This window comes from Mycolicibacterium mageritense (genome assembly GCF_010727475.1).
Taxonomy (GTDB): Bacteria; Actinomycetota; Actinomycetes; order Mycobacteriales; family Mycobacteriaceae; genus Mycobacterium; species Mycobacterium mageritense.
The window spans coordinates 5,211,002-5,231,702 of the sequence record NZ_AP022567.1 but is presented as its reverse complement, the minus strand read 5'-3'; the positions used below and the strand labels follow the sequence as shown (position 1 = coordinate 5,231,702).

Below are 20,701 nucleotides of genomic sequence, written 5' to 3'. Positions count from 1 at the left end.
ACGAGTCCGGGGCGCGACTGACGCCACCGCGGCACTTCACGGCCCCGAGGCCCGCAGACGAAGGAGATCCGCCATGGGTGCAGCACCGGGCCTGAAAAAGGGGCTCAGCGAACGGCAACTCCGGATGATCGCCATCGGGGGCGTCATCGGTGCCGGACTGTTCGTCGGGTCGGGTGTGGTGATTCATGCCACCGGCCCGGCCGCGTTCATCCCGTACGCGCTGTGCGGATTCCTGGTCATCATGGTGATGCGGATGCTCGCAGAAATGGCGGTGGCCGATCCGTCCACGGGCTCGTTCGCCGACTACGCGCGCAACGCGCTCGGTTCGTGGGCCGGCTTCTCAGTCGGCTGGCTGTACTGGTACTTCTGGGTCATCATCGTCGGATTCGAGGCCATCGCCGGAGCCAAGATCGTCCAGTACTGGATCCCCGGCATCCCGCTGTGGCTGTGCTCGCTGATCCTGCTGACCGCGATGACGGTGTCCAACCTGCTGTCGGTCTCGTCGTTCGGTGAGTTCGAATTCTGGTTCGCCGGAATCAAAGTCGCTGCGATCGTGCTCTTTCTCACGATCGGCGGCGCCTACGTCCTCGGGCTGTGGCCCGGCAGGTCGATGGACTTCTCCAACCTCACCGCGCACGGCGGCTTCCTGCCCAACGGCGGCTGGGCCATCACCGCGGCGATCGTCACGGTGATCTTCTCGATGACCGGCGCCGAGGTGGCCACGATCGCCGCGGCCGAATCACACAATCCCGAACGTGCCGTGGCCAAGGCCGCCAACTCCGTGATCGCGCGCATCGCGATCTTCTACGTCGGCTCGATGTTCCTGCTCGTGACCATCGTGCCGTGGAACGACGACACCGTCGCAGCCTCACCGTACGTCGCGGCGTTCAGCGACATGGGCCTGCCGTATGCCGACCACGTCATGAACGCCGTCGTGCTCACCGCCGTGCTCAGCTGCCTGAATTCCGGCATGTACACCGCGTCGCGCATGTTGTTCGTCCTGGCCGCGCGCCGGGAAGCGCCGCAGCAGCTCGTCCGCGTCACGCGCCGCGGTGTGCCCGCGGTCGCGATCCTGGCGTCATCGGTCATCGGGTTCCTGTGTGTCATCGCCGCCGCGGTCTCACCCGACACAGTGTTCGCGTTCCTGCTCAACTCCAGTGGCGCGGTCATCCTGTTCGTGTACTGCCTGATCGGCATCTCGCAGGTGGTACTGCGGTATCGCAACGGGTCGGCGCAGCTACGGGTGAAGATGTGGATGTTCCCCGTCCTGTCGGTGTTCACGGTGCTGGCCATCATGGCCATCCTCGCCCAGATGGGCATCCGCGCTGATTCCCGGTCCCAACTGGTGCTGAGCCTGTTGTCGTGGGTCGTGGTGATCGCGCTGTACCTGGTCAACCGGTGGGTGATCAACCGCCGTCCCCATGTCGAGAGCGCGGTGCCGCAGGCTCCGGCAACCCGGGTTCTGGTGCTGGCCAACGAAACCCCCGCATCCGATGAACTGGTCGCCGAACTTCACGACATCAACACCGCACGCACCGCGAAGTATCTCGTCGTCGTCCCCGACAGCCCGATCGAGACCGGAGCCGCAGCCACCCACGGCCCCCTCGACGTGTGGGAAGCCACGCAACAGGCCGCCCAAGACCGGCTCGACCACACCCTCGGGGTACTGCGCGCCGAGGGACTCGACGCCGATGGCGTCCGCGGCGATTTCCGCCCGCTGCGCGCCCTGTCCGACGCTGTGGACAGCTTCCACCCCGATCAGATCGTGATCGCGACACTGCCCGACGAACTGTCGGTGTGGCATCGCTTCGACGTGGTAGACCGGGCCCGCACCGACCACCCCACCATCCCCGTCACCCACGTGGTCGCCACCCCCGTCGCGCCCGCAGGCGTCGCGCAGTGACCGTCTTGCCCAACTCCACTGAACCGGGCCGCCGAGCCACCCGCCGACGATAGGCTGCCGAGATGCGTCCTCTGGTCTTCCTCGATACGGAGACGACGGGCCTGCACACCGACCGGCAACCCTGGGAGATCGCCCTGATCCGTCGCGACGACACAGGCGACACCCGGACCGTGCTCTACATCGACCTGGCCGATCTCGACCTCGACGCGGCCGAACCCGCCGGCCTGCGCGTCAGCCGATTCTCGAGTCGCCACCCTCAGGTCGTGTACGGGTCCATCCGCCTGCCGTCGGTGTACCGCGAACGCGACGCCGCGGTGATCGTGCGCGAGTGGACTTCGGGCGCAACGATCGTCGGCGTTGTGCCCAGCTTCGACACATTCTGTCTGACGAGAATGCTGGCCCGCCACCGCCTGACGCCGCAGTGGTGCCCTGACGTCATCGACGTCGTTCCCATGGCGGCGCGCATCATCCGGAAGTACGGCCGCACACCGGAAACGGACTGTGCACGGCTGTCCCAGCAGTGCGGCGTCCGTCCCCCGGGTGCCGGTCACCGCCATACCGCGCTTGGCGACGCCCGCTGGGCGATGCGCTGGTACGACAATCTGGATGCCCGCCTGGTCAACCAGGTGTCGCGGTAACCGTGCCGGACGTCAGCCGAGGACCGGATGGGTTCCGGTGTGCCTGGCCCGGCGCTGCACCGCGGCGATCTCCCGCAGGCCGTCACCGAGCAGACTGCGGTTCAGCGGTGACAACTCACCGATGGTGACCACATCGTTGGGAACATGACCGTCGGCGATCAGATCGACCTGATGCGCCATCCTGATGCGCTGCAGCATCACGAAAACCTCGGTGAGCGTGCGGGAGTCGCGGTCGGTCAGCGCCCCGCTGCCGGCCGCCGCGGCGAGCCGGGCCGGGGTGGAGGCCGACGTCACATCGGCCGTGAGACCACCCCACCGCGCGAGGTTGACGATCGGCGTCACAGCATGGGTCTTCAGATCGAAGGTGCCGCCGCGGCGCGACAGCACATCACGCAGCGACCACGTGCGAACCTTGCCGGACAGGGCGTCCAGCAACTGCAGCCGCAGCGCGTTCGGGTGTGCGTCGCGCATCCTGCGGAACACCTTGGGAACCGTGTGCAGCGCGGCATCGCCCCATACCACGCGGCCGTCGATCAACAACGATGACAGGATCAAACCCTTGCCGCGCAACGGATCATCGAGCCAACCCTGAGCTGCGCGGGCCCAATCGGAAGCCGACCTGGCGAACGCCATCTTCGAGGCGACCGCGCCGTTGGTGTCGGCGGGCAGGCCGCAGCCGTCGAGGATCGCGTGCGTGCGGGCCGCCACGGAGCGCAGTTGCGCGCACTCGGCGTCGCAGGCGTCGCTCCAACTGAGCGCACTGTCGACGTCCGATGAGGGCATGGCCTCGCGGCGCGCGATGCTGCCGAGGGTCAGCCAGGCGAACTGCTCGTGGGTGGGCCTCGGCGCTGCCTCTGCCAGCGCCAACTCAAGTGCCTTGCGTACCAGCGCATCCAGCACGATCGACGCGATGCTACTGGCGGCCGAGGCCTTGGTCCCGTTGCGGAAGAGATTCACTGCGATCTGCGTGACGTCGCGGCCGAGCAGTTGGAGTGCCGCGGCGTCTGGCGCCTGCGCGATCGCCCGGCGCAGTACGAAACTCTGCCGCGCCGACGCCGCGAGCAGGTCGGCGTCTTCGAGCACCCCGACCACGTCGCCGCGCGGCGAGGTCACCGGCATATGCCGCAGACCGCGCTCGAGCATGTCGAGCAACACCGTCTCCGCGGTCCGGTCGGCCGTCACGGTTTGTGCGGGCGCGCTCATCACCTCGGAGATGGCCACGGTGACCGGCAGTCCCGCGGCGACCACGCGCGAGCGCAGGTCACGGTCGGTGAAGATGCCGATTCCGCCGTCGCGCAGCCGGATCAGGGCATACGACACCCGCCGTTCGGTCATCTGCACGACGGCATCACGCACCGACACGCCAGGTTCGACGATCAGCACATCCCCTCGCACGAGTTCACCCACCGGTCGCGAATCGCTCGCGACCACCAGGCGCGCCTGCGTGGGCGGCGTGGCGGACGACGCCAGGAACCGAAGCCCGGCCGGCTTGGCGAACTGCGCTCGTACCAGTTCCCCCGGCAGCCGGATGACAGTCGTGGGTTCTGTTGCGCGGGCGAGGAATTCGATACCACCACCGGTCAGCATCGCGACGTAGCCGAATATGCCGCCCGGCTCGATGGTGTCGAACACCTGTCCATCGTCGGCCCCCTGCAGGGACACCGACCCCGTGTGGACCATCCAGATGTCGTCGGGCACCTGCCGGGAGAAGTCCGCTATCACCGCCCCCGCGCCGTGGTGTTCCAGCGACGAGGCCGCCGCGAGCTCGCGTAGCTCGGCATCGCTGGCGGTCTGGAACGGCGGATGCGCGCCCAGGAAGGCCGTCAGCACCCCGGCGGATCCAGAAGATGCAGTCACCCAGCCATCGTGCCTGATATCAGGTCGTGCGAAGCAGATCGACGCATTTCTCCGCCATCGTCATCACGGTGATGTTCGGATTCACCGCGGGCAGCTTCGGCATCGCCGAGGCGTCGACGACCCGTAGCCCCGACACGCCCTTGACCCGCAGCTGCGGATCGAGGACCGCCATCGGGTCGTCGACAGCACCCATGCGGGCCGTACCCGCCGGGTGGTACACGGTGTTGTGGGTGCGATGGATGTAGTCGAGCAGCTCGTCGTCCGTGACGGCGTCGGGGCCCGGAGCAAGCTCGCGGGCCACCCACGCACGCAGCGGCGGCTGCTCGGCGATTTTGCGCGCGAGCTTCACACCGGTGAGCATGATGCGTTCGTCGTAGCCGTCGGGATCGGTGAAGTACCGCGGGTCGACCTTCGGCCGGTCCCGGAAGTCGCGGCTGCGCAGGCGCACGGTCCCGCGCGAATGCCCCTGCGTGACATTGGGTGTCAGGCAGAAACCGTTGTCGGTGGTCGGATAGCCGTGCCGCAGCGTGTTCATGTCGAACGGGACGCTGCCGTAGTGCATCATCAGATCCGGCTGCGAGACACCGGGATCGACCGTGGTGAACAGGCCGATCTCCCACCATTGGGTGGACGTGCGCACCATGGGCTGCGAGGCCTCCCAGAACACCAGCCCCTCGACGTGGTCGTCGAGGTTCGAACCCACTCCCGGCGAGTCCGTGCGCACCGCGATGCCGAACTCGCGAAGGTGCTCGGCCGGACCGATTCCCGAAAGCATCAGCAGCTTCGGAGTGTCGATGGCACCGGCGGTGACGATCACCTCGCGGCTCGCCGCCACCGTGTCGTACCCGGTGAGGTCGGGTCGCTGGTAGCGCACACCGGTGGCGTTGTTCTGGTCGTCGAAGAGGATCTCCGAGACCCAGCAGCCCGTGCGGACATCGAGATTGGGCCGCTTGCCCAGGATGGGGTGCAGATAGGCATGCGACGACGACATCCTGGTGCCGTCCTCGCCGGCGTTGATCTGGAACCAGCCGGCGCCGTTGCGCACCGTTTCGCCCCGGTTGAACGCCACCGTGGGCATCCCGACCATGGCCGCGGCCTCCAGCACGGCAGCGCCGCACGGGTCGTTGGGCGGCACGTCACGCAACCGCACCGGACCGGTGCGGCCGTGGAAATCGCCTGGGGCGTCGTTGTTCTCGACCCTTGCCACCAGCGGCAGGATCTCGGCGGCGCTCCAACCGGTCGCACCCATCTTCACCCACTCGTCCAGCCCCTCCGCGGGCGGCCAGAACGCGATACACGAGTTGTGGGAAGAGCAGCCGCCCAGCACCTTCGCGCGGGCGTGGCGCATGAACGAGTTTCCCTTCTCCTGCGGCTCGACCGGGTAGTCCCAGTCGTAACCCGAGTCCAGCAGGTGCATCCACGCCGCGAGTTCGAGGATGTTGCGGTCATCCACATCCGACGGACCGGCCTCCAGCAGGCACACCGTGACGTTCGGATCCTCCGACAGTCGAGCGGCGACGATGCAGCCAGCGGTGCCGCCGCCGGCCACCACGTAGTCGTAGGTCGAGTTCGGTACCGGTTGAGTGTCGGCCATGATGGATCAACTCCTTGAAAATGGACTGGTGAAACGAGATTGGCGTCAGTAGACGCTGTCGAACTGGTTCGGGATGGGCTTCCCGTCTGGCTTCAGCACGGGGCCCTTCGCCCCGTCGGACTCGGTGAAGGCGGTCGCGCACTCGTAGGGCGCGTGTTGCGGGAGCGGATCGATGAACATCTCGTTCACCGCCCACGTGCCGCCGGATGTGAACAATCCGTCGTACGCCCGGCACATGAGTTCGGGTTTGTTGCGGTTGATCACGAGCGAGGCCACGGTCGCGTCACCGACAAAGGTGACGTCGGTGACGGAATCGCCCGCACCGAGGATCTGTCGACGGTCGGCCGGCAGCTGATCGAAGGCCGCGGGACCGGTGACGCCGAAGATTCCCTGGTTGGCCCAGCAGCGCTTGCCGTCGATGTAGGTGATCACCGAATCGTCGCCGTCGGGCACACCACCGCAGCCGACCAGGTGCGCCGTCTGCTTGCCCGCTCCGTCATAGACGTTGCGCACCCCGATGACGTGATCGGGATTGATTCCGGCCTCGGGTGCCCACACCTTCACGATCGGCTCCGGCGACGCCGAGACCACCCACGTGTCGACACCGTGTGCCTGCAGGGTTCCGATGAGATCCTTGATCTGGGGGTAGACGCGGATGTAGCCGTCCATGTCCTTGGTGCCGATCTTCTGCGTGGCACCGACTGGGGCGGCGAGGTTCTGCTCCTTCATCTTCCCCGCGAAACCGGCCAATTCGTCGGCACTGTAACCCGCCGACAGCGCGGCGCCCCAGGCGTATGCGCCGGTCATCCGCCGTTCGTCGTAGCCCGCGAAAGCGGCTTTCCCGGAGGTGGTTTCGTCATCGAGGATCGACAGGATCTCGTCGGCGCACTTGGTGTTGGTGCTGGTCGGCAGCGGCTTGCCGGCCGGTACGTCGGTGCCGCACGCCGCGGTGAGTGCGTTGGCTCCGGCGTCGGTCAGGTACCGGCTGGTCTGGTGCCAATCCTGGTTGGGGGGCTGCAGGATCAGGTCGTTGGCCAGCATGTAGAAGTTGGTCCCATAGCCGATGTCGTTCTTGACCACGGTGTTGTCCCAGTCGAAGATCGCCACCTTGCGCGCCTGCGCGGGTGCGGTCCCGGTGCAGGTGCTGTTCGCGTCGATGGTCTTCTGCAGGAACTCCCGGACGCCTTCGTGCCACTGCAGCGAGGCATCGAGTTGGCGGCACTTCGACTGTGGTGCAGCCGCTTCCGAGCTGGACGGCGGCTCGGCCCGGTTGTCGTTCTCGGTGCAACCAGCCATCGTTGCGCCGAGCACCAGGACGGACAGGGCCAGACACATGCCTGCTCGGGTCATTCCTTGGTCACCGCCGCGTGCGACGCCAGCGTGCCGATGTGACGGCGGCCCTTGACGAAGTACCAGGCCAGTCCCAGCCCCAGGATGATGCCGATGTAGACGAACGCGCCCCACGTGTTGTACCAGGGGTCGCCGTAGATGGCGACCCGTGGCCACGCGAGGTTGACCGCCATCCCGACGCCCCAGAGCACCGCGAAGATGTTGACGGCCAAACCCCAACGGCCCATGGTGAAGTAGTTCCCGGGCTTGAGGTCGGCGGGCGGCCACTGCCCCTGCAGACGCTTCTTGAGCATCGGCCCGGTGACCATCAGGTACGCGAGGTAGATCATGATGATGGCGATCGACGTGAGCACCGTGAACACCTTGGGCTGACCGAGATTGATCACCAGAATCAGTGCCGAGATCACGCCGATGACGATCGCCGGGACGACGGGCGCCTGGGTCTTCGGATGCACGCGGGCGAGCTTCTCGCCGAACGGCAGCGCATTGTCGCGGGCCATCGCGAAGGTGAGCCGAATCGCCGCGGTGTGCACGGCCAGCGAGCACACCGTGACCGCCACCACGATGCAGATCAGGAAGATCTTGCCGAGCGGGCCCCACATGACCTTCTCGACGATGTACTGCAGGCTGCCCTCGGGGCTGCCCAGCAGCGGATCGTTGAGATCGGGCGCGGACATGACGGCGAACACCAGGATCGCGCCGCCGATCACGAACGAGGCCAGGATCGCGCGCAGGATCGCCTTGGGCGCCGTCCTGCGCGGTTCGACGGTTTCCTCACCGAGCGAGCTTGCGGTGTCGAACCCGTACATCACGTACAAGGACGCGAGCGATGCCACGAGGAATGCACCCAGGAAGCCGCCGGGCAGATCCGCGCCATAACCGTGCGTCGAGAAGAACACCTCGGGCCCACGTTTGATGTTGAACGCCAGGATGACGGCGATCAGCACCGCCGCGATCAGCTCGATGAACACGCCCGCGCTGTTGATCATCGCCATCAGGCGCACCCCGAACGCATTGACCGTCGTGGTGAAGGCGATCAGGATGACGCCCAGGATGATGGCGTTGGCCGCGAAGTCGTATTGCCCGGTGCCGTCGCCGACGATCTGGAAGCCGCTCCACAACCGAGGCAGGTTGAGCTGCAATGCCAGGACGACGGCCGACAGTGTGACGATCGACGCGGTGAGCATCAGCCACCCGGAACTCCAGCCGACCAGCCGGCTGCCGAGTTTCTTGGACCAGTTGTAGACCGAGCCGGCCACCGGGTATTTCGCGGAGAGCTCCATGAAGCACAGCGCGACGGCCATCTGCCCGATGAAAACCATGGGCCACGACCACAGATATGCCGGTCCGGCGTTGCCGAAACCCACGTAGAACAGCTGGAAAGTACCGGTCAGGATCGAGATGTAGCTGACCCCTGCGGCGAAACTCGCGAATTTTCCGATGCTGCGGTCCAGGGATTCCTTGTAGCCGAAATCCTCGAGACCACCGCTGTCACTTTCCGCATCAGTCACGTTGCGCGTCATGATGTCCTGTCCCTAGCCGTCGTTGCGCGCACCGAACCAGCCCGCAGGCTTTGGCGCGGTGTTCTGCCAGATGTGTTTGAGTTCTTGGTATTCCGCGAGACCGCTGGGCCCCAGCTCACGGCCGTTCCCGGACTTCCCGAATCCGCCCCACTCCGCCGCGGCGGTGTAGTACCCGAAGTCGTTCAGCCACACCGTGCCGTGCCGCAGTGCGCGCACCACACGTTCGCCCCGCGCCGGATCGGAGGTCCGTACCCCCGCCGCGAGACCGTACTGCGTGTCGTTGCCGAGCATGATCGCCTCGGCCTCGTCGGTGAATCGCTCCACCGTGAGAATCGGACCGAAGGTCTCCTCCGACACGATCCGCATCGAGCGGTCGCACCGGTCGAAAATCGTCGGCAGGTAGAAGTAGCCGTCGGCCAGCGCCGGATCACTCGGCCGGGCGCCCCCGACGATCAGCTTCGCGCCTTCTGCAATGCCAAGCGCCACATAGGATTCGACCTTCTCAAGGTGCTGCTTGGACACCAGCGGCCCGGTCTCACTGGCGGGGTCGGTGCCGTCGCCCATCCGGATGGTCGCCGCCCGTTCGGCGAGCGCGGCGACGAAGTCGTCGGCGATCGACTCTTCGACGATCAGCCGGGTTCCCGCCGAGCACACCTGGCCCGAGTGCAGGAAAACCCCGGTGAGAACCTGATCGATCGAGCTCTCCCAATCGGCGTCGGCGAACACGATGTGCGGATTCTTGCCGCCGAGTTCGAGCGCCACCTTGCTGACGTGGTCGGCGGCCGTTCTGGCGATGTGCTGCCCCGTGCTCAACCCGCCGGTGAACGAGATGAAGTCGACGTCGGGATTGTCGGTCAGTGCCGCGCCGACTGCTGCCCCGCTGCCCTGTACGAGATTCAGCACGCCCGCGGGCACGCCGGCCTCCTGCGCCAGCCGTACGAACGCGATCGTGGACAGCGGTGTCACCTCGCTGGGCTTGGCGACCATGGTGCATCCCGCGGCCAGCGCCGGTGCGATCTTCCAGGAGATCTGCAGCAGCGGGTAGTTCCACGGCGCGATGAGCACGCACACCCCGATGGGCTCGTGCACCACGCGACTGATGACACCGGCGTCGCCCACATCCACCAACCGATCAGACTGGGTCGCCACCAGCCGTGCGTAGTACCGGAACACCGAGACGACGTCGTCGATGTCAATCCGACTCTCGGCGAGGGTTTTTCCGGTGTCAGCCGTTTCCAGTTCGGCGAGGGGTTCCTTGTCGCGCAGGAGCAGGTCGGCGATCCGGTCGAGCAGGGCCGCACGCTCTGATACCGGTGTGGCCGGCCACTCCCCCGCGTCGAAGGTCGCGCGCGCCGCAGCCACCGCGGCCAGGGCGTCGTCATGGGTGGCCTCGTCGACGGTGGCGATGACGGTGCCGTTCGCAGGGTTGACAATCTGCCGCGTTCCACCGTCGGCGGCGTGCCGCCACTGCGATCCGATGAGCAGATCCGGTTCTGTGTTCAACGTTGCCTCCTCGGCCTACCGATCAGCGCCGCGTTTGGCGGGGCCACTTCAAAACTCCTGAGGCTCAGCGCCTGTCGCAGCGTGAACTCGCACCTCGTTGGGCACAGGCTCATCCCCGCCGCGGAGTGGTTCCCGCCGTGGCCACGCAGCCTCAATCGAGGCCTATACGTGCACCAAGTCGAACGCCGAGCGGTAGCTGATATATTAATCTGACCCGCAGTGATACGAGACTGATAGATGAAAACAGTTTGTAAACTGCGACTGCGGGAAGGCCCGTCCACAGGGCATTTCCGCGCGTATCCGAGCAAGTCACGCAGCGTCACCGGCAGCAGACCGTACTCGCGTCTGACCCCACCCATCGCCGTTTCGCAGGTATCCGTCCCGATTCGCGGAACAACCGGTGGCGGTGCAATGCAATCCGGGCCGATCCCCGAGACCGTGGCCCGGTCAGTGGCGCGACCACGCGGCCGAATCGACGAATCGAGCACAGTCACCTCCTCGGGCTCAGCCTGGTCTCGTAGCCGATTAATATATTTTCTGGCGATCAATGGCGGATCAGATTGCCGGTTTTTCATCACGGCACCGGCCGGCCCATCGGCCCGGAATACCGAAACTGCTGGGCGCCAACCTGATTGATCCCATCGAGATGCGCGCGACGAAAGGCATCGGTCCCAGTCGCCGACCGGGGCCGATGCCTTTCTTGATGGTGATCTGACGAGACAGAACGCTCTCCGTCCACAGTTCCGTCCACGTCACACACCGCGCCGGCGCGTCGCGGCAGCCGGCCCGGCCGGATCGCCGGGTCGGCTCCCGCAGCGTCACTCGGCGAGCTTGTCGCGCAACCAATCATGGAACGCGCCAATGTGGTGCTCGCTGGGCACCAGCACGCCGCCGTCGCGGTAGACACGCGAGTCCATCGCGGGCTGGCACCGCTCACATGCGTCGAAATCCTGCTGGTTGACCCGATGGAAAAGCTCCACCGACCGTGCGACATCACGACCGGATTCCACGACGTGCGGCAGGTAGAGCCAGTCACACTCCACGACAGTGCGATCGGCGGCCAACGGGAACATCCGGTGCACGATCACATGATCGGGCACCAGGTTCACGAATACCTGCGGCCGCACCGTGATGGCGTAGTACCGCCGATCCTGGTCCTCGGTCACGCCGGGAATGTGGTCGAGCCCCTCCGACCCGTCCACGGTGAATCCCTTGACGTCCTCCCCGAATTCGGCGCCATGCCCCACATAGAACTGCGCGGCATACCCATCGGCGAACTCCGGCAGCACCTCGGTCAGCTCCGGATGGATCGTGGCACAGTGATAGCACTCCATGAAGTTCTCGATGATGAGCTTCCAGTTGGCCTTGACGTCATAGACGATCCGCCGTCCCACGCTCAGCTCGGCCACCGTGTAATGGTCGATCGATTCGATGTCGCCGAGCCGGTCCACGACCTCCTGCATGACGGTGTCCTCGAACGACGGCGGCTCCTCGGCAAGACACACCCACACGTAGCCGAGCCATTCCTTGACCGCGATCTTGCGCAAGCCGTACTCCACCCGGTCGATGTCGGGCATCTTGGTCAGGTTCGGCGCGGCCACCAGCTTGCCGTCGAGATCGTAAGTCCAAGCGTGATAAGGGCATTGGAAGGCACGCTTGACCTCACCGGCCTCTTCGGTGCACAACCTGGCCCCGCGATGGCGGCACAGGTTGAAAAACGCGTTGATGTCGCCCTTGCGTGACCTGGTCACCAGCACGCTCTCGCGACCGACCTGCACGGTCTTGAAGGCGCCCGGCTTGTCCAGATCCGAGGCACGCACAACACAGAACCACATCTTCTCGAAGATCTTCTCCTGCTCGAGCGCGAAGACCTCGGGATGGGTGTAGTAATGCCCGGCCAGGGTGGGAATGAGGCTCTCGGGCAGGCTCGGGGCGGATCCGGGGGCGGCCCCGGATGCTGCTGTGGTCACTGGGCTCCTTTTATCTCTAGTGGGGTTGGCGGGCTGAGGGCCAAGAACTACACGGCCGCGACGGTCGCGATCTGACGCCGCCACCGGGTGAACAGCCGCGGCTGATCAACCGCCAGGACCGCGACGATGCGGCCCTCGCGCCGGTAGGTCGCCAAGAAGCAATGCTCTTCGCAGCTGCCGTCTTCGATGGTGATCTCATCGTCGGGAGAAGCGATGCCGGCGAACTGGATTCGCGATCCGTACTGGTCCGACCAGAAGTACGGTGGCTTCACCGGGGCGCAGGGATCGAGCCCACCGGACAGCAGAGCACCGACGGCGATGGCCGGTCGCTCAAGTGCGCCGGTCCAGTGTTCGACGCGGTGTGCCGCACCGGTGGAGGGGTCGAGCCAGGCCGCACAGTCCCCGACCGCCACGACGTTGGGGACGTCGGTCTGACCGTTGGATCCGCAGAGCACACCGTTGCCGAGGCGCAGGCCGCTGCCCTGCAGCCATTCGATGTTGGGCACGCCGCCGATACCGACCACCACGACATCGGCGGGCAGGTGCCGCCCGTCGGCAAGGTCGACGCCTGTGACGCGGCCCGCGCCGGCGCCGTCCCGCAGTGCACGCTGCTCGCCGGTCAGACCCGCGACACCGACACCGCAGATCAGCGTGGTCCCGTTGACCGCGTGTCTGGAGGCCACGACGGCCCCCAGCCGTGAGCCGAGTTGAACCTGCAGCGGGGTGGGCGCAGCCTCCACGACCGTCACGTCGAGACCGAGTTTGCGTGCGGTGGAAGCGACCTCGGCGCCGATGAATCCGGCGCCGATCACGACCAGCCGGGCACCTGGGCGAAGGTCCGCACGCAACGCGATGGCGTCGTCGATGGTGCGGATCACGTGGACGCCTGCCATGGCCTCGCAGCCGGGCCACCGGCGGGCCCGCGAACCGGTCGCAATGACCACACCGTCGGCGTCGATCCGCGTTCCGTCGGCGAGTTCGACCGATCCGGAACGGGTGTCGAGTTTCGTTGCGGCCGCGCCCAACACCCAGTCGGCCTGCAGGTCGTCGTCGGCGGCCTCGAGTGCCAGGTCGGCCTCGGTCATGTCGCCCGACAGGAACTCCTTGGACAGCGGGGGCCGGTCGTAGGGCCTGCGGGCCTCGTCACCGACAACGGTCACCCGCCCGTCAAATCCCTTGGCCCGCATGGCACGAGCGGCAGACAGGCCGGCCAGCGAGGCCCCGATGATCGCGACGTGCTTCACGCTTTGCTTCCCTCGCCCAGACGTGCCCGGATGTCGGGCGGCAGGTTCGGCTTCTCGGCGCTGAGCTCGACGTGGATGACACCGTCCTCGATGACCACGGCGTGGGTGCGCACCGGAAGCTTCGCCGGCGGCGCATCAACCGCGCCCGTGCGGAGATTGAAACGCGAAGCGTGCAGCGGGCATTCGACCTCGCAACCCTCCAACCAGCCGTCGGCCAGCGAGGCGTCCTGGTGCGAGCACGTGTCGTCGATGGCGAACACCTCGCCGTCCTCGGTGTGGAAGACCGCGATGGGCGGATCGGCTTCCACCCGGCGGGCCTCCCCCGGAGGCAGATCGGAGAGCGGGCAGATCTCGAGCATGGGGTTGCCTCTCAGTCGCGATGTGGTGCGTATAGCGAAACAGAGTTCGTAATATGCAACAGTGTGGGGCTCATCACAGCCCCTGTCAAGTGGAGCGGGACCGTCAGTTTGTTAGGTAGTTGAAAGCGCAAAAAGGCACGTCAGGGCACCGAGTTCAGGCACCCTGACGTGCGGCGTCACCGGCGCAGTCGGGTTCGCGCGCCCGTCCCGCGGAGCTGCGCGGGACGGGCGCTGGGCCTCGCGTCCGCTACTTGCGGCGGGCCGGGGCGGTGCGGCGAAGATCCGCGACCAACGGATCACGGGACACGTCGAGATATAGCGACACGCACATGCCGATCATCACGATGACGAACGGTGCCGCGACGATGATCGTCATGGTCTGCAGGCCGTTCAACGCGTCGTTGCCGCCGACCCACAGCATCAGGACCGCAACCGCTCCGGTGCTCAACCCCCAGAACGCCACCGCCCACCGCGACGGGAACAGCGAGCCGCCCTGAGACAGCGTGCCCATGACCATCGAGGCCGCGTCCGCACCCGACACGAAGAAGATCGCGACGAGCGCCATGACCAACAGCGTCGAGACCCCGGCCAACGGCAGGTGGTCGAGCATGCCGAACAGCGTGGACTCGGGTTTGCCGGAGCCGTACACGTCGATACCGTCCTGCTGCTGGCCGATGCCCGCGCCCCCGAAGATGACGAACCAGACCAGGCTCACCGTGGTGGGCACCAGGATCACGCCGACGACGAACTGCCGGATCGAACGACCCCGGCTGATGCGGGCCAGGAACATCCCGACGAAGGGGGTCCAGGAGATCCACCACGCCCAGTAGAAGATGGTCCACGACGACAGCCACTCACCGGTTTCCGGACCGCCTGCCGCGGACCGCGCTGACATCGACGCGAGGTTGGCCGCGTAGTCGCCCAGTGTGGTGGGCAGGAGATTGAGGATGAACACGGTCGGCCCGAGGACGAACACGAAGACGGCCAGGATGAGCGCGAGCACCATGTTGATGTTCGACAGCCACTGGATGCCCCGCGAGACCCCCGAAACGGCGGACGCCACGAACGCGAAGGTGAGCAACGCGACGACCGTCACGAGCAGCAGCGTTCCGGCCTTCTCGACCCACCCGACGACCTCGATACCCGAGCCGATCTGCAATGCCCCCAGGCCCAGCGACGCCGCCGTACCGAACATGGTCGCGAAGATCGCCAGGATGTCGATCATCTTCCCGATGGGCCCCTCGACCCGCTTGATGCCGAGCAGGGAGACGAACGACGAGCTGATCAGCTGCCTGCGCCCCATGCGGTAACTGCCGTAGGCGATCGACAGACCGACGACGGCATACATCGACCACGGGTGGAAGCCCCAGTGGAACAGCGCCGTCGCCAATGCGGTGCCGGCTTTCGAATCGGCAAGCCCGGGAGGTGGATTCACGAAGTGGGTGAGGGGTTCGGTGACGCCCCAGAAGATCAGGCCGATGCCCATACCCGCGCTGAACATCATCGCGATCCAGCTGACCGTGTGGAACTCGGGCTTCTCGTCATCGGCCCCGAGCGGGATCCGCCCGTACTTGCTCAGTGCGAGCCAGACCGCGAACAACACGAAACATGTCGCCGCGATGATGAACAGCCAGCCGAGGTTGTCGACCACCCAGCCGAGCACCCCGCCCATGGTGGACTGGAACGCCGCCGGCCAGATCAGCCCCCAGCCGAGGATGACCGCCACCAGCACCGCGGTGACCCCGAACACCACCTTGTCGGTGACGGCCCGGCGGGCACACAGCGGGACGTCGAGCTCGTCATCCTCCTGCCCCTCTGGGATCGGGATGCCCGGTCCCGGGAACGTATCGTGGATACGCGCCCGGATATCGGCTTCGAGCGAGCCGTCTTTATGTGGTGTCACGTCAAAACTCCTGAGGCTCAACGCCTGTCGCGGAACGATCTGGTACACCGCCGTCGGCGGCGCAGTGCTTCTTGACTCCGGGGTGCGTCCCATCATTGGCACACACCAGATGACCTCTGATGTGATCCGCACCCATCCTGGCACCTGATGTGGTGTGTCTCACATATTTCTGATGACATGCGCTGGCGCCGGGGAAACTCGTCGATTTGCCTTTCGAACGTGGCCACAGCGCCGCACATGCCGACGTCGCTCGCCGCGAGGATCATCGATCCGCGGCGGGTACGCCCGCCCGCACATCGCTGCGCGGGTGCACACATTTCTGTTGTTCAACTCGCCGCCGGATGCCGTGAACGCATCTGACATCCAACAGTCGCGTGCTGATATATTAGGACGACAGTCAGTGATACGCGACTGTTAGATGAAAAATATTTGTAAACGGCAGCCGAGGTGATATCCGCGGCTTCCGGGACCGGTCAGCCTTGGTACCCCATGCGGAGCGCCACCGCGTCCGCCGCCGCCACCACCGCGGGCACGATCTCTTTCGTGCGCTCCTCGGTGAGGCGATACACCGGCCCCGAGACGCTGAGCGCGGCAATCACCGCACCGCGATGATCACGGATCGGCGCGGCGACCGCGTTCAGCCCGTGCTCCAGCTCCTCGAGCGACACCGCGTAGCCGTCGCCCGGGACGGGGATCAGCGCTTGTTCGAGGTCATCGATGGACGTGATGGTGCGCTCGGTGAAGCGCGTCAGACCGGCAGCCTCGAGCAGCTCGCGCCGCGCCTCCGGCGCCATGAACGCGAGCAGAACCTTGCCGCTCGACGTCGCGTGCAACGGCGTGAGGGTGCCGACCCAGTTCTGCGTGCCGACCGCCGACGGGCCGCGGGCCTGATCCACGTTGACCGCGTAGTGCGAACGCAGCACCGCGATGTTGACCGTTTCGCCGATCTCGGCGGCAAAACGCTCACAGATCTCCCGCCCCTGCTGCGAGACGTCGAGCCGCCCCGACACCGCGTTGGCCAATCGCAGGATCCCGAAGCCCAGCCGGTATTTCCCCCGCTCATGAACCTGTTCGACCAGCTCGCGCTCCTCCAGGGAGCCCAACAGCCGAGATGCCGTGGACTTGTGGACACCGATGTCGGCAGCGAGTTCGGTCACGCCGGCTTCACCTTCGCGCGCCAGGATCTCGAGAGCGTGCAACGCGCGGTCGACTGACTGCACGCCGCCATTGCCGGACTCTGAGCTCCCGTTGCTCATGCCCGCCACCATACCCAGGAAACGCACAGCGTTGCACCGTAAGCAACCAGTTGCACGTTATGCGTCCAGGGTTGACCGCCGTGGTCACGAAACCTATCATTGGTATATCAGTTGTTGATCAAAGCGGTCGGTGTGCGCCTCGGCGTCGTCCCAATGCCACCGACAGTGACCTGAACTTCGACCTGGACTTCCCCGCCAATCAAGCTAGGAGAACCACTCATATGGGATCACCTCGCGTCGTGATCATCGGCGCCGGCATCGTCGGCGCCAACGTGGCGGACGAACTCACCGCGCGCGGGTGGGATCGCGTGACGGTGCTGGATCAGGGGCCGTTGCCCCTGACCGGTGGTTCCACCTCGCACGCGCCCGGCCTGGTGTTCCAGACGAGTCCGTCGAAAACGATGACCACGTTCGCGAGCTACACGGCGAGCAAGTTCCTGTCTCTCGACGTGGACGGCGAGTGGTGCTTCAACCAGGTCGGCGGTCTCGAAGTGGCCACCACCGAGCAACGCCTCGCCGAGCTGCACCGCAGGCAGGGGTGGGCCACGTCGTGGGGTGTCGCCGCCTCGGTCATCGACCCGCAGGAATGCGCGAAGTTGCATCCGCTGCTCGACGCCGACCGCATCCTGGGTGGCCTGTACGTCGAGAGCGACGGGCTGGCCAAGGCCTCCCGCGTCGTGGTGGCGCTGGCCCGCCGCGCGCAGAGTCGCGGCGCCGTGTTCCAGGGTTCGACGAAGGTCACGGGCATCGAGCACAGCGGTGGCCGGGTCACCGGCGTCGCCACCGCCAACGGTGTCGTGCCCGCCGACATCGTCGTGTCGTGCGGCGGATTCTGGGGCCCGGACCTCGGCGCGCTGATCGGCATGGACGTCCCGCTGCTGCCGCTGGCCCACCAGTACGCCAAGACCGACCAGATTCCCGAACTCGTCGGCCGCAACACCGAGCTGTCCGAAGCCGGATTTCCGATCCTCCGGCATCAGGACCAGGATCTGTACTTCCGTGAGCACGTCGACCGCCTCGGCATCGGCTCCTACGCGCACCGTCCGATGCCGGTGGACATGAGCGAGCTACCCGACGGCGAAATCAGCGCCGACGCAATGCCTTCCATGCTGCAGTTCACCGAGGAGGACTTCGCACCGGCGTGGGAGCAGTCCCAGAAGCTGCTGCCGTGCCTGCAGACCGCGAAGGTCGAGTCCGGCTTCAACGGCATCTTCTCGTTCACCCCCGACGGCGGGCCGCTGATCGGCGAATCCCCTGACGTGTCCGGCTTCTGGATCGCCGAGGCCGTGTGGGTCACTCATTCCGCCGGGGTGGCACGGGCGGTGGCCCAGCTGCTGATCGACGGGCGGTCAGAAGTCGAACTGCACGGCTGCGACGTCCATCGCTTCGAAGACGTCCAACTCGACCCCGGCTACGTCAGCGAGACGTCACAGCAGAACTTCGTCGAGATCTACGACATCCTGCATCCGTTGCAGCCCAAGGAATCCCCGCGCAATCTCCGGGTGAGCCCCTTTCATGTCCGCCAGACCGAGCTCGGGGCGGTGTTCCTGGAAAGCGGTGGATGGGAACGGCCGCACTGGTTCGAGGCGAACGCCGCGCTGGTCGACGAACTGCCCGTGGCATGGCAGCCACCCGCTCGCGACGAGTGGTCGGCGATGTTCCACTCCCGCATCGCCGCCGCGGAGGCGTGGCGCACCCGCACGGCGGTCGCGCTCTACGACATGACGCCGCTCAAGCGGCTGGAGATCTCGGGCCCCGGCGCGCTGGCCCTGCTGGAGCGCACCACCACCGGCAAGATGGACAAGTCGGTCGGTTCGGTCACCTACACCCTCGCGTTGGACGAAGCAGGCGGTGTCCGAAGCGATCTCACGGTGGCGCGGCTGGGCGCAGACTCGTTCCAGGTGGGCGCCAACGGCAACCTCGACCTGGACTACTTCCGTCGACAGGCGCCGTCCGACGGCAGTGTCACGGTCCGCGACATCACGGGTGGCACGTGCTGCATCGGCGTGTGGGGCCCACGGGCCCGCGACCTCGTCTCGGCACTGAGCCGCGACGACTTCTCCAACGAGGCGTTCAAGTACTTCCGGGCCAAGCAGGTTCGCATCGGCGGCGTACCGGTCACCGCGATGCGGTTGTCGTACGTCGGCGAGCTCGGCTGGGAACTGTACACGTCGGCCGACAACGGCCTGCGGCTCTGGGACGCCCTGTGGGCCGAGGGTCAGCGGCACGGGATCATCGCGGCCGGGCGGGCCGCGTTCAACAGCCTCCGGCTCGAAAAGGGTTATCGCTCATGGGGTACTGACATGACCACCGAGCACAATCCGTACGAGGCCGGCCTCGGTTTCGCCGTCCGGACGCAGAAGGATGGCTTCATCGGGCGTGACGCACTCGTCGGGGTGTCCGACGACACCGTCGAACGCCGGCTGGCATGCCTGACGATCGATGACGGCAAGCAGGTCGTCCTGGGATCGGAGCCCGTGTTCCTCGACGGCAGCCCTGCCGGCTACGTCACCAGCGCGGCGTTCGGCCACACCGTCGGGGTGCCCATCGCCTACGCGTGGCTGCCCGCCACCGCGGTACCCGGTACGAAAGTCGAGATCCAGTACTTCGACCGGCGAGTTCCCGCCACGGTGGTCGCCGAGCCGCTCGTCGACCCCGAGATGAAGAAGATCCGGTCCTGACGGCTCCGGATTCTCGTCGAACACCCCAGCCTGACATCAACCCCGGTCGCTCCGAGGAGATCCCATGACGCAGAACTTCACCCTGACCCTGAGCTGCCCGCAGCGCCCGGGGATCGTCCACGCGGTCAGTTCCTTCCTGTTCTCGCGCGGATGCGACATCGCCGAGCATCAGCAATTCGACGACACGCGCAGCCAGGCCTTCTTCCTGCGGACCAAGTTCATCTGCAATGACGACAACACCGATGTGGCGCGGTTGACCGAAGATTTCGGCGCGGTCGCCGCCGAATTCGGCATGGAGTTCCGGTTCGTCGACACCGAACTGCCCCGCGTCCTGGTGATGGTCTCGAAGATGGGCCACTGCCTCAACGACCTGATCTTCCGTTGGCGCGCAGGCACTCTGGGCGGCGAACTGGTCGCGGTGGTCACCAACCACGAGACCCTGCGGCCGATGGCCGAAGCGGCGGGCCTACCGTTCGTGCACATCCCGGTGACCCCGGCGACCAAGCCCGAGGCGGAAGCTGAGCTACTCGCCCTCGTCGACACGTTGGACGCCGACCTGGTGGTGCTCGCGCGGTACATGCAGGTGCTCTCGGACGAAGCCTGCCAAGCGCTGCGCGGCCGCGCCATCAACATCCACCACTCGTTCCTCCCGGGATTCAAGGGCGCCAAGCCGTACCATCAGGCCTTCGACCGTGGCGTGAAACTCGTTGGCGCCACCGCACATTACGTGACACCCGACCTCGACGAGGGTCCGATCATCGAGCAAGAGGTGATCCGGATCGACCACTCCTTCGACCCCGCGCGGTTGGCCACCGTGGGTCAGGATGCCGAGGCGTTGGCCCTGTCGCGGGCTGTGCGCTGGCATTGCGAGAACCGCGTGCTGCTGCACGGGCATCGCACCGTGGTGTTCAGCTGAACCG

The 20,701-nt window shown here is 66.3% G+C and carries 14 protein-coding genes; 4 read left to right on the top strand and 10 right to left on the bottom strand.

The genetic code is table 11. From position 1 onward, the window contains the following. The first annotated feature begins 73 nt into the window (after nt 1-73). Nucleotides 74-1,903: an amino acid permease gene (locus tag G6N67_RS25215; RefSeq protein ID WP_036427947.1), complete on the top strand. Its 1,830-nt coding sequence runs from the start codon at nt 74-76 to the stop codon at nt 1,901-1,903. 62 nt (nt 1,904-1,965) lie between these two features. Continuing rightward, on the top strand, nt 1,966-2,541 hold the full coding sequence (locus G6N67_RS25210) for a 3'-5' exonuclease family protein (RefSeq protein WP_036427949.1): 576 nt from the start codon (nt 1,966-1,968) through the stop codon (nt 2,539-2,541). A gap of 12 nt (nt 2,542-2,553) precedes the next feature. Here the strand turns inward: G6N67_RS25210 and G6N67_RS25205 are convergent, their stop codons facing one another. From G6N67_RS25205 to G6N67_RS25160, 10 genes are all read right to left on the bottom strand, one after another. Further along, nucleotides 2,554-4,398 (bottom strand): DUF294 nucleotidyltransferase-like domain-containing protein, encoded by a 1,845-nt coding sequence (locus tag G6N67_RS25205; protein ID WP_036427952.1) that lies wholly within the window; start codon nt 4,396-4,398, stop codon nt 2,554-2,556. A gap of 19 nt (nt 4,399-4,417) precedes the next feature. Beyond that, nucleotides 4,418-5,992: a GMC family oxidoreductase gene (locus G6N67_RS25200; RefSeq protein ID WP_036427955.1), complete on the bottom strand. Its 1,575-nt coding sequence runs from the start codon at nt 5,990-5,992 to the stop codon at nt 4,418-4,420. Nucleotides 5,993-6,037: 45 nt separating this feature from the next. Continuing rightward, entirely contained in the window at nt 6,038-7,342 is a 1,305-nt protein-coding gene (locus G6N67_RS25195) for an HAD family hydrolase (protein WP_110798308.1), read from the bottom strand. Further along, the gene (locus G6N67_RS25190) at nt 7,339-8,865 is read right to left on the bottom strand and encodes an APC family permease (RefSeq protein WP_051578400.1); all 1,527 of its coding nucleotides are present in this window, start codon (nt 8,863-8,865) and stop codon (nt 7,339-7,341) included. Before G6N67_RS25190 ends, G6N67_RS25195 begins: the two co-directional genes overlap by 4 nt. 12 nt (nt 8,866-8,877) lie before the next feature. Continuing rightward, nucleotides 8,878-10,368: an aldehyde dehydrogenase family protein gene (locus G6N67_RS25185; RefSeq protein WP_036427958.1), complete on the bottom strand. Its 1,491-nt coding sequence runs from the start codon at nt 10,366-10,368 to the stop codon at nt 8,878-8,880. 818 nt (nt 10,369-11,186) lie between these two features. Beyond that, nucleotides 11,187-12,338: an aromatic ring-hydroxylating oxygenase subunit alpha gene (locus tag G6N67_RS25180; RefSeq protein WP_051578401.1), complete on the bottom strand. Its 1,152-nt coding sequence runs from the start codon at nt 12,336-12,338 to the stop codon at nt 11,187-11,189. Between the two features lie 47 nt (nt 12,339-12,385). Further along, on the bottom strand, nt 12,386-13,582 hold the full coding sequence (locus tag G6N67_RS25175) for an NAD(P)/FAD-dependent oxidoreductase (RefSeq protein WP_179976747.1): 1,197 nt from the start codon (nt 13,580-13,582) through the stop codon (nt 12,386-12,388). Then, nucleotides 13,579-13,941: a bifunctional 3-phenylpropionate/cinnamic acid dioxygenase ferredoxin subunit gene (locus G6N67_RS25170; RefSeq protein ID WP_036427961.1), complete on the bottom strand. Its 363-nt coding sequence runs from the start codon at nt 13,939-13,941 to the stop codon at nt 13,579-13,581. Before G6N67_RS25170 ends, G6N67_RS25175 begins: the two co-directional genes overlap by 4 nt. A 247-nt stretch (nt 13,942-14,188) precedes the next feature. Then, nucleotides 14,189-15,763: a BCCT family transporter gene (locus G6N67_RS25165; protein ID WP_051578833.1), complete on the bottom strand. Its 1,575-nt coding sequence runs from the start codon at nt 15,761-15,763 to the stop codon at nt 14,189-14,191. 554 nt (nt 15,764-16,317) lie between these two features. Next, nucleotides 16,318-17,100: an IclR family transcriptional regulator gene (locus G6N67_RS25160; RefSeq protein ID WP_036434100.1), complete on the bottom strand. Its 783-nt coding sequence runs from the start codon at nt 17,098-17,100 to the stop codon at nt 16,318-16,320. A 221-nt stretch (nt 17,101-17,321) separates the two neighbouring features. Between G6N67_RS25160 and G6N67_RS25155 the strand changes: the two genes are divergently transcribed. After that, entirely contained in the window at nt 17,322-19,781 is a 2,460-nt protein-coding gene (locus G6N67_RS25155) for a GcvT family protein (protein ID WP_036427965.1), read from the top strand. A gap of 64 nt (nt 19,782-19,845) precedes the next feature. Further along, nucleotides 19,846-20,697 carry a formyltetrahydrofolate deformylase gene (gene purU / locus G6N67_RS25150; RefSeq protein WP_036427967.1) on the top strand — a complete coding sequence of 284 codons (852 nt, stop codon included), beginning with the start codon at nt 19,846-19,848 and terminating at the stop codon, nt 20,695-20,697. Nucleotides 20,698-20,701: the final 4 nt, after the last annotated feature.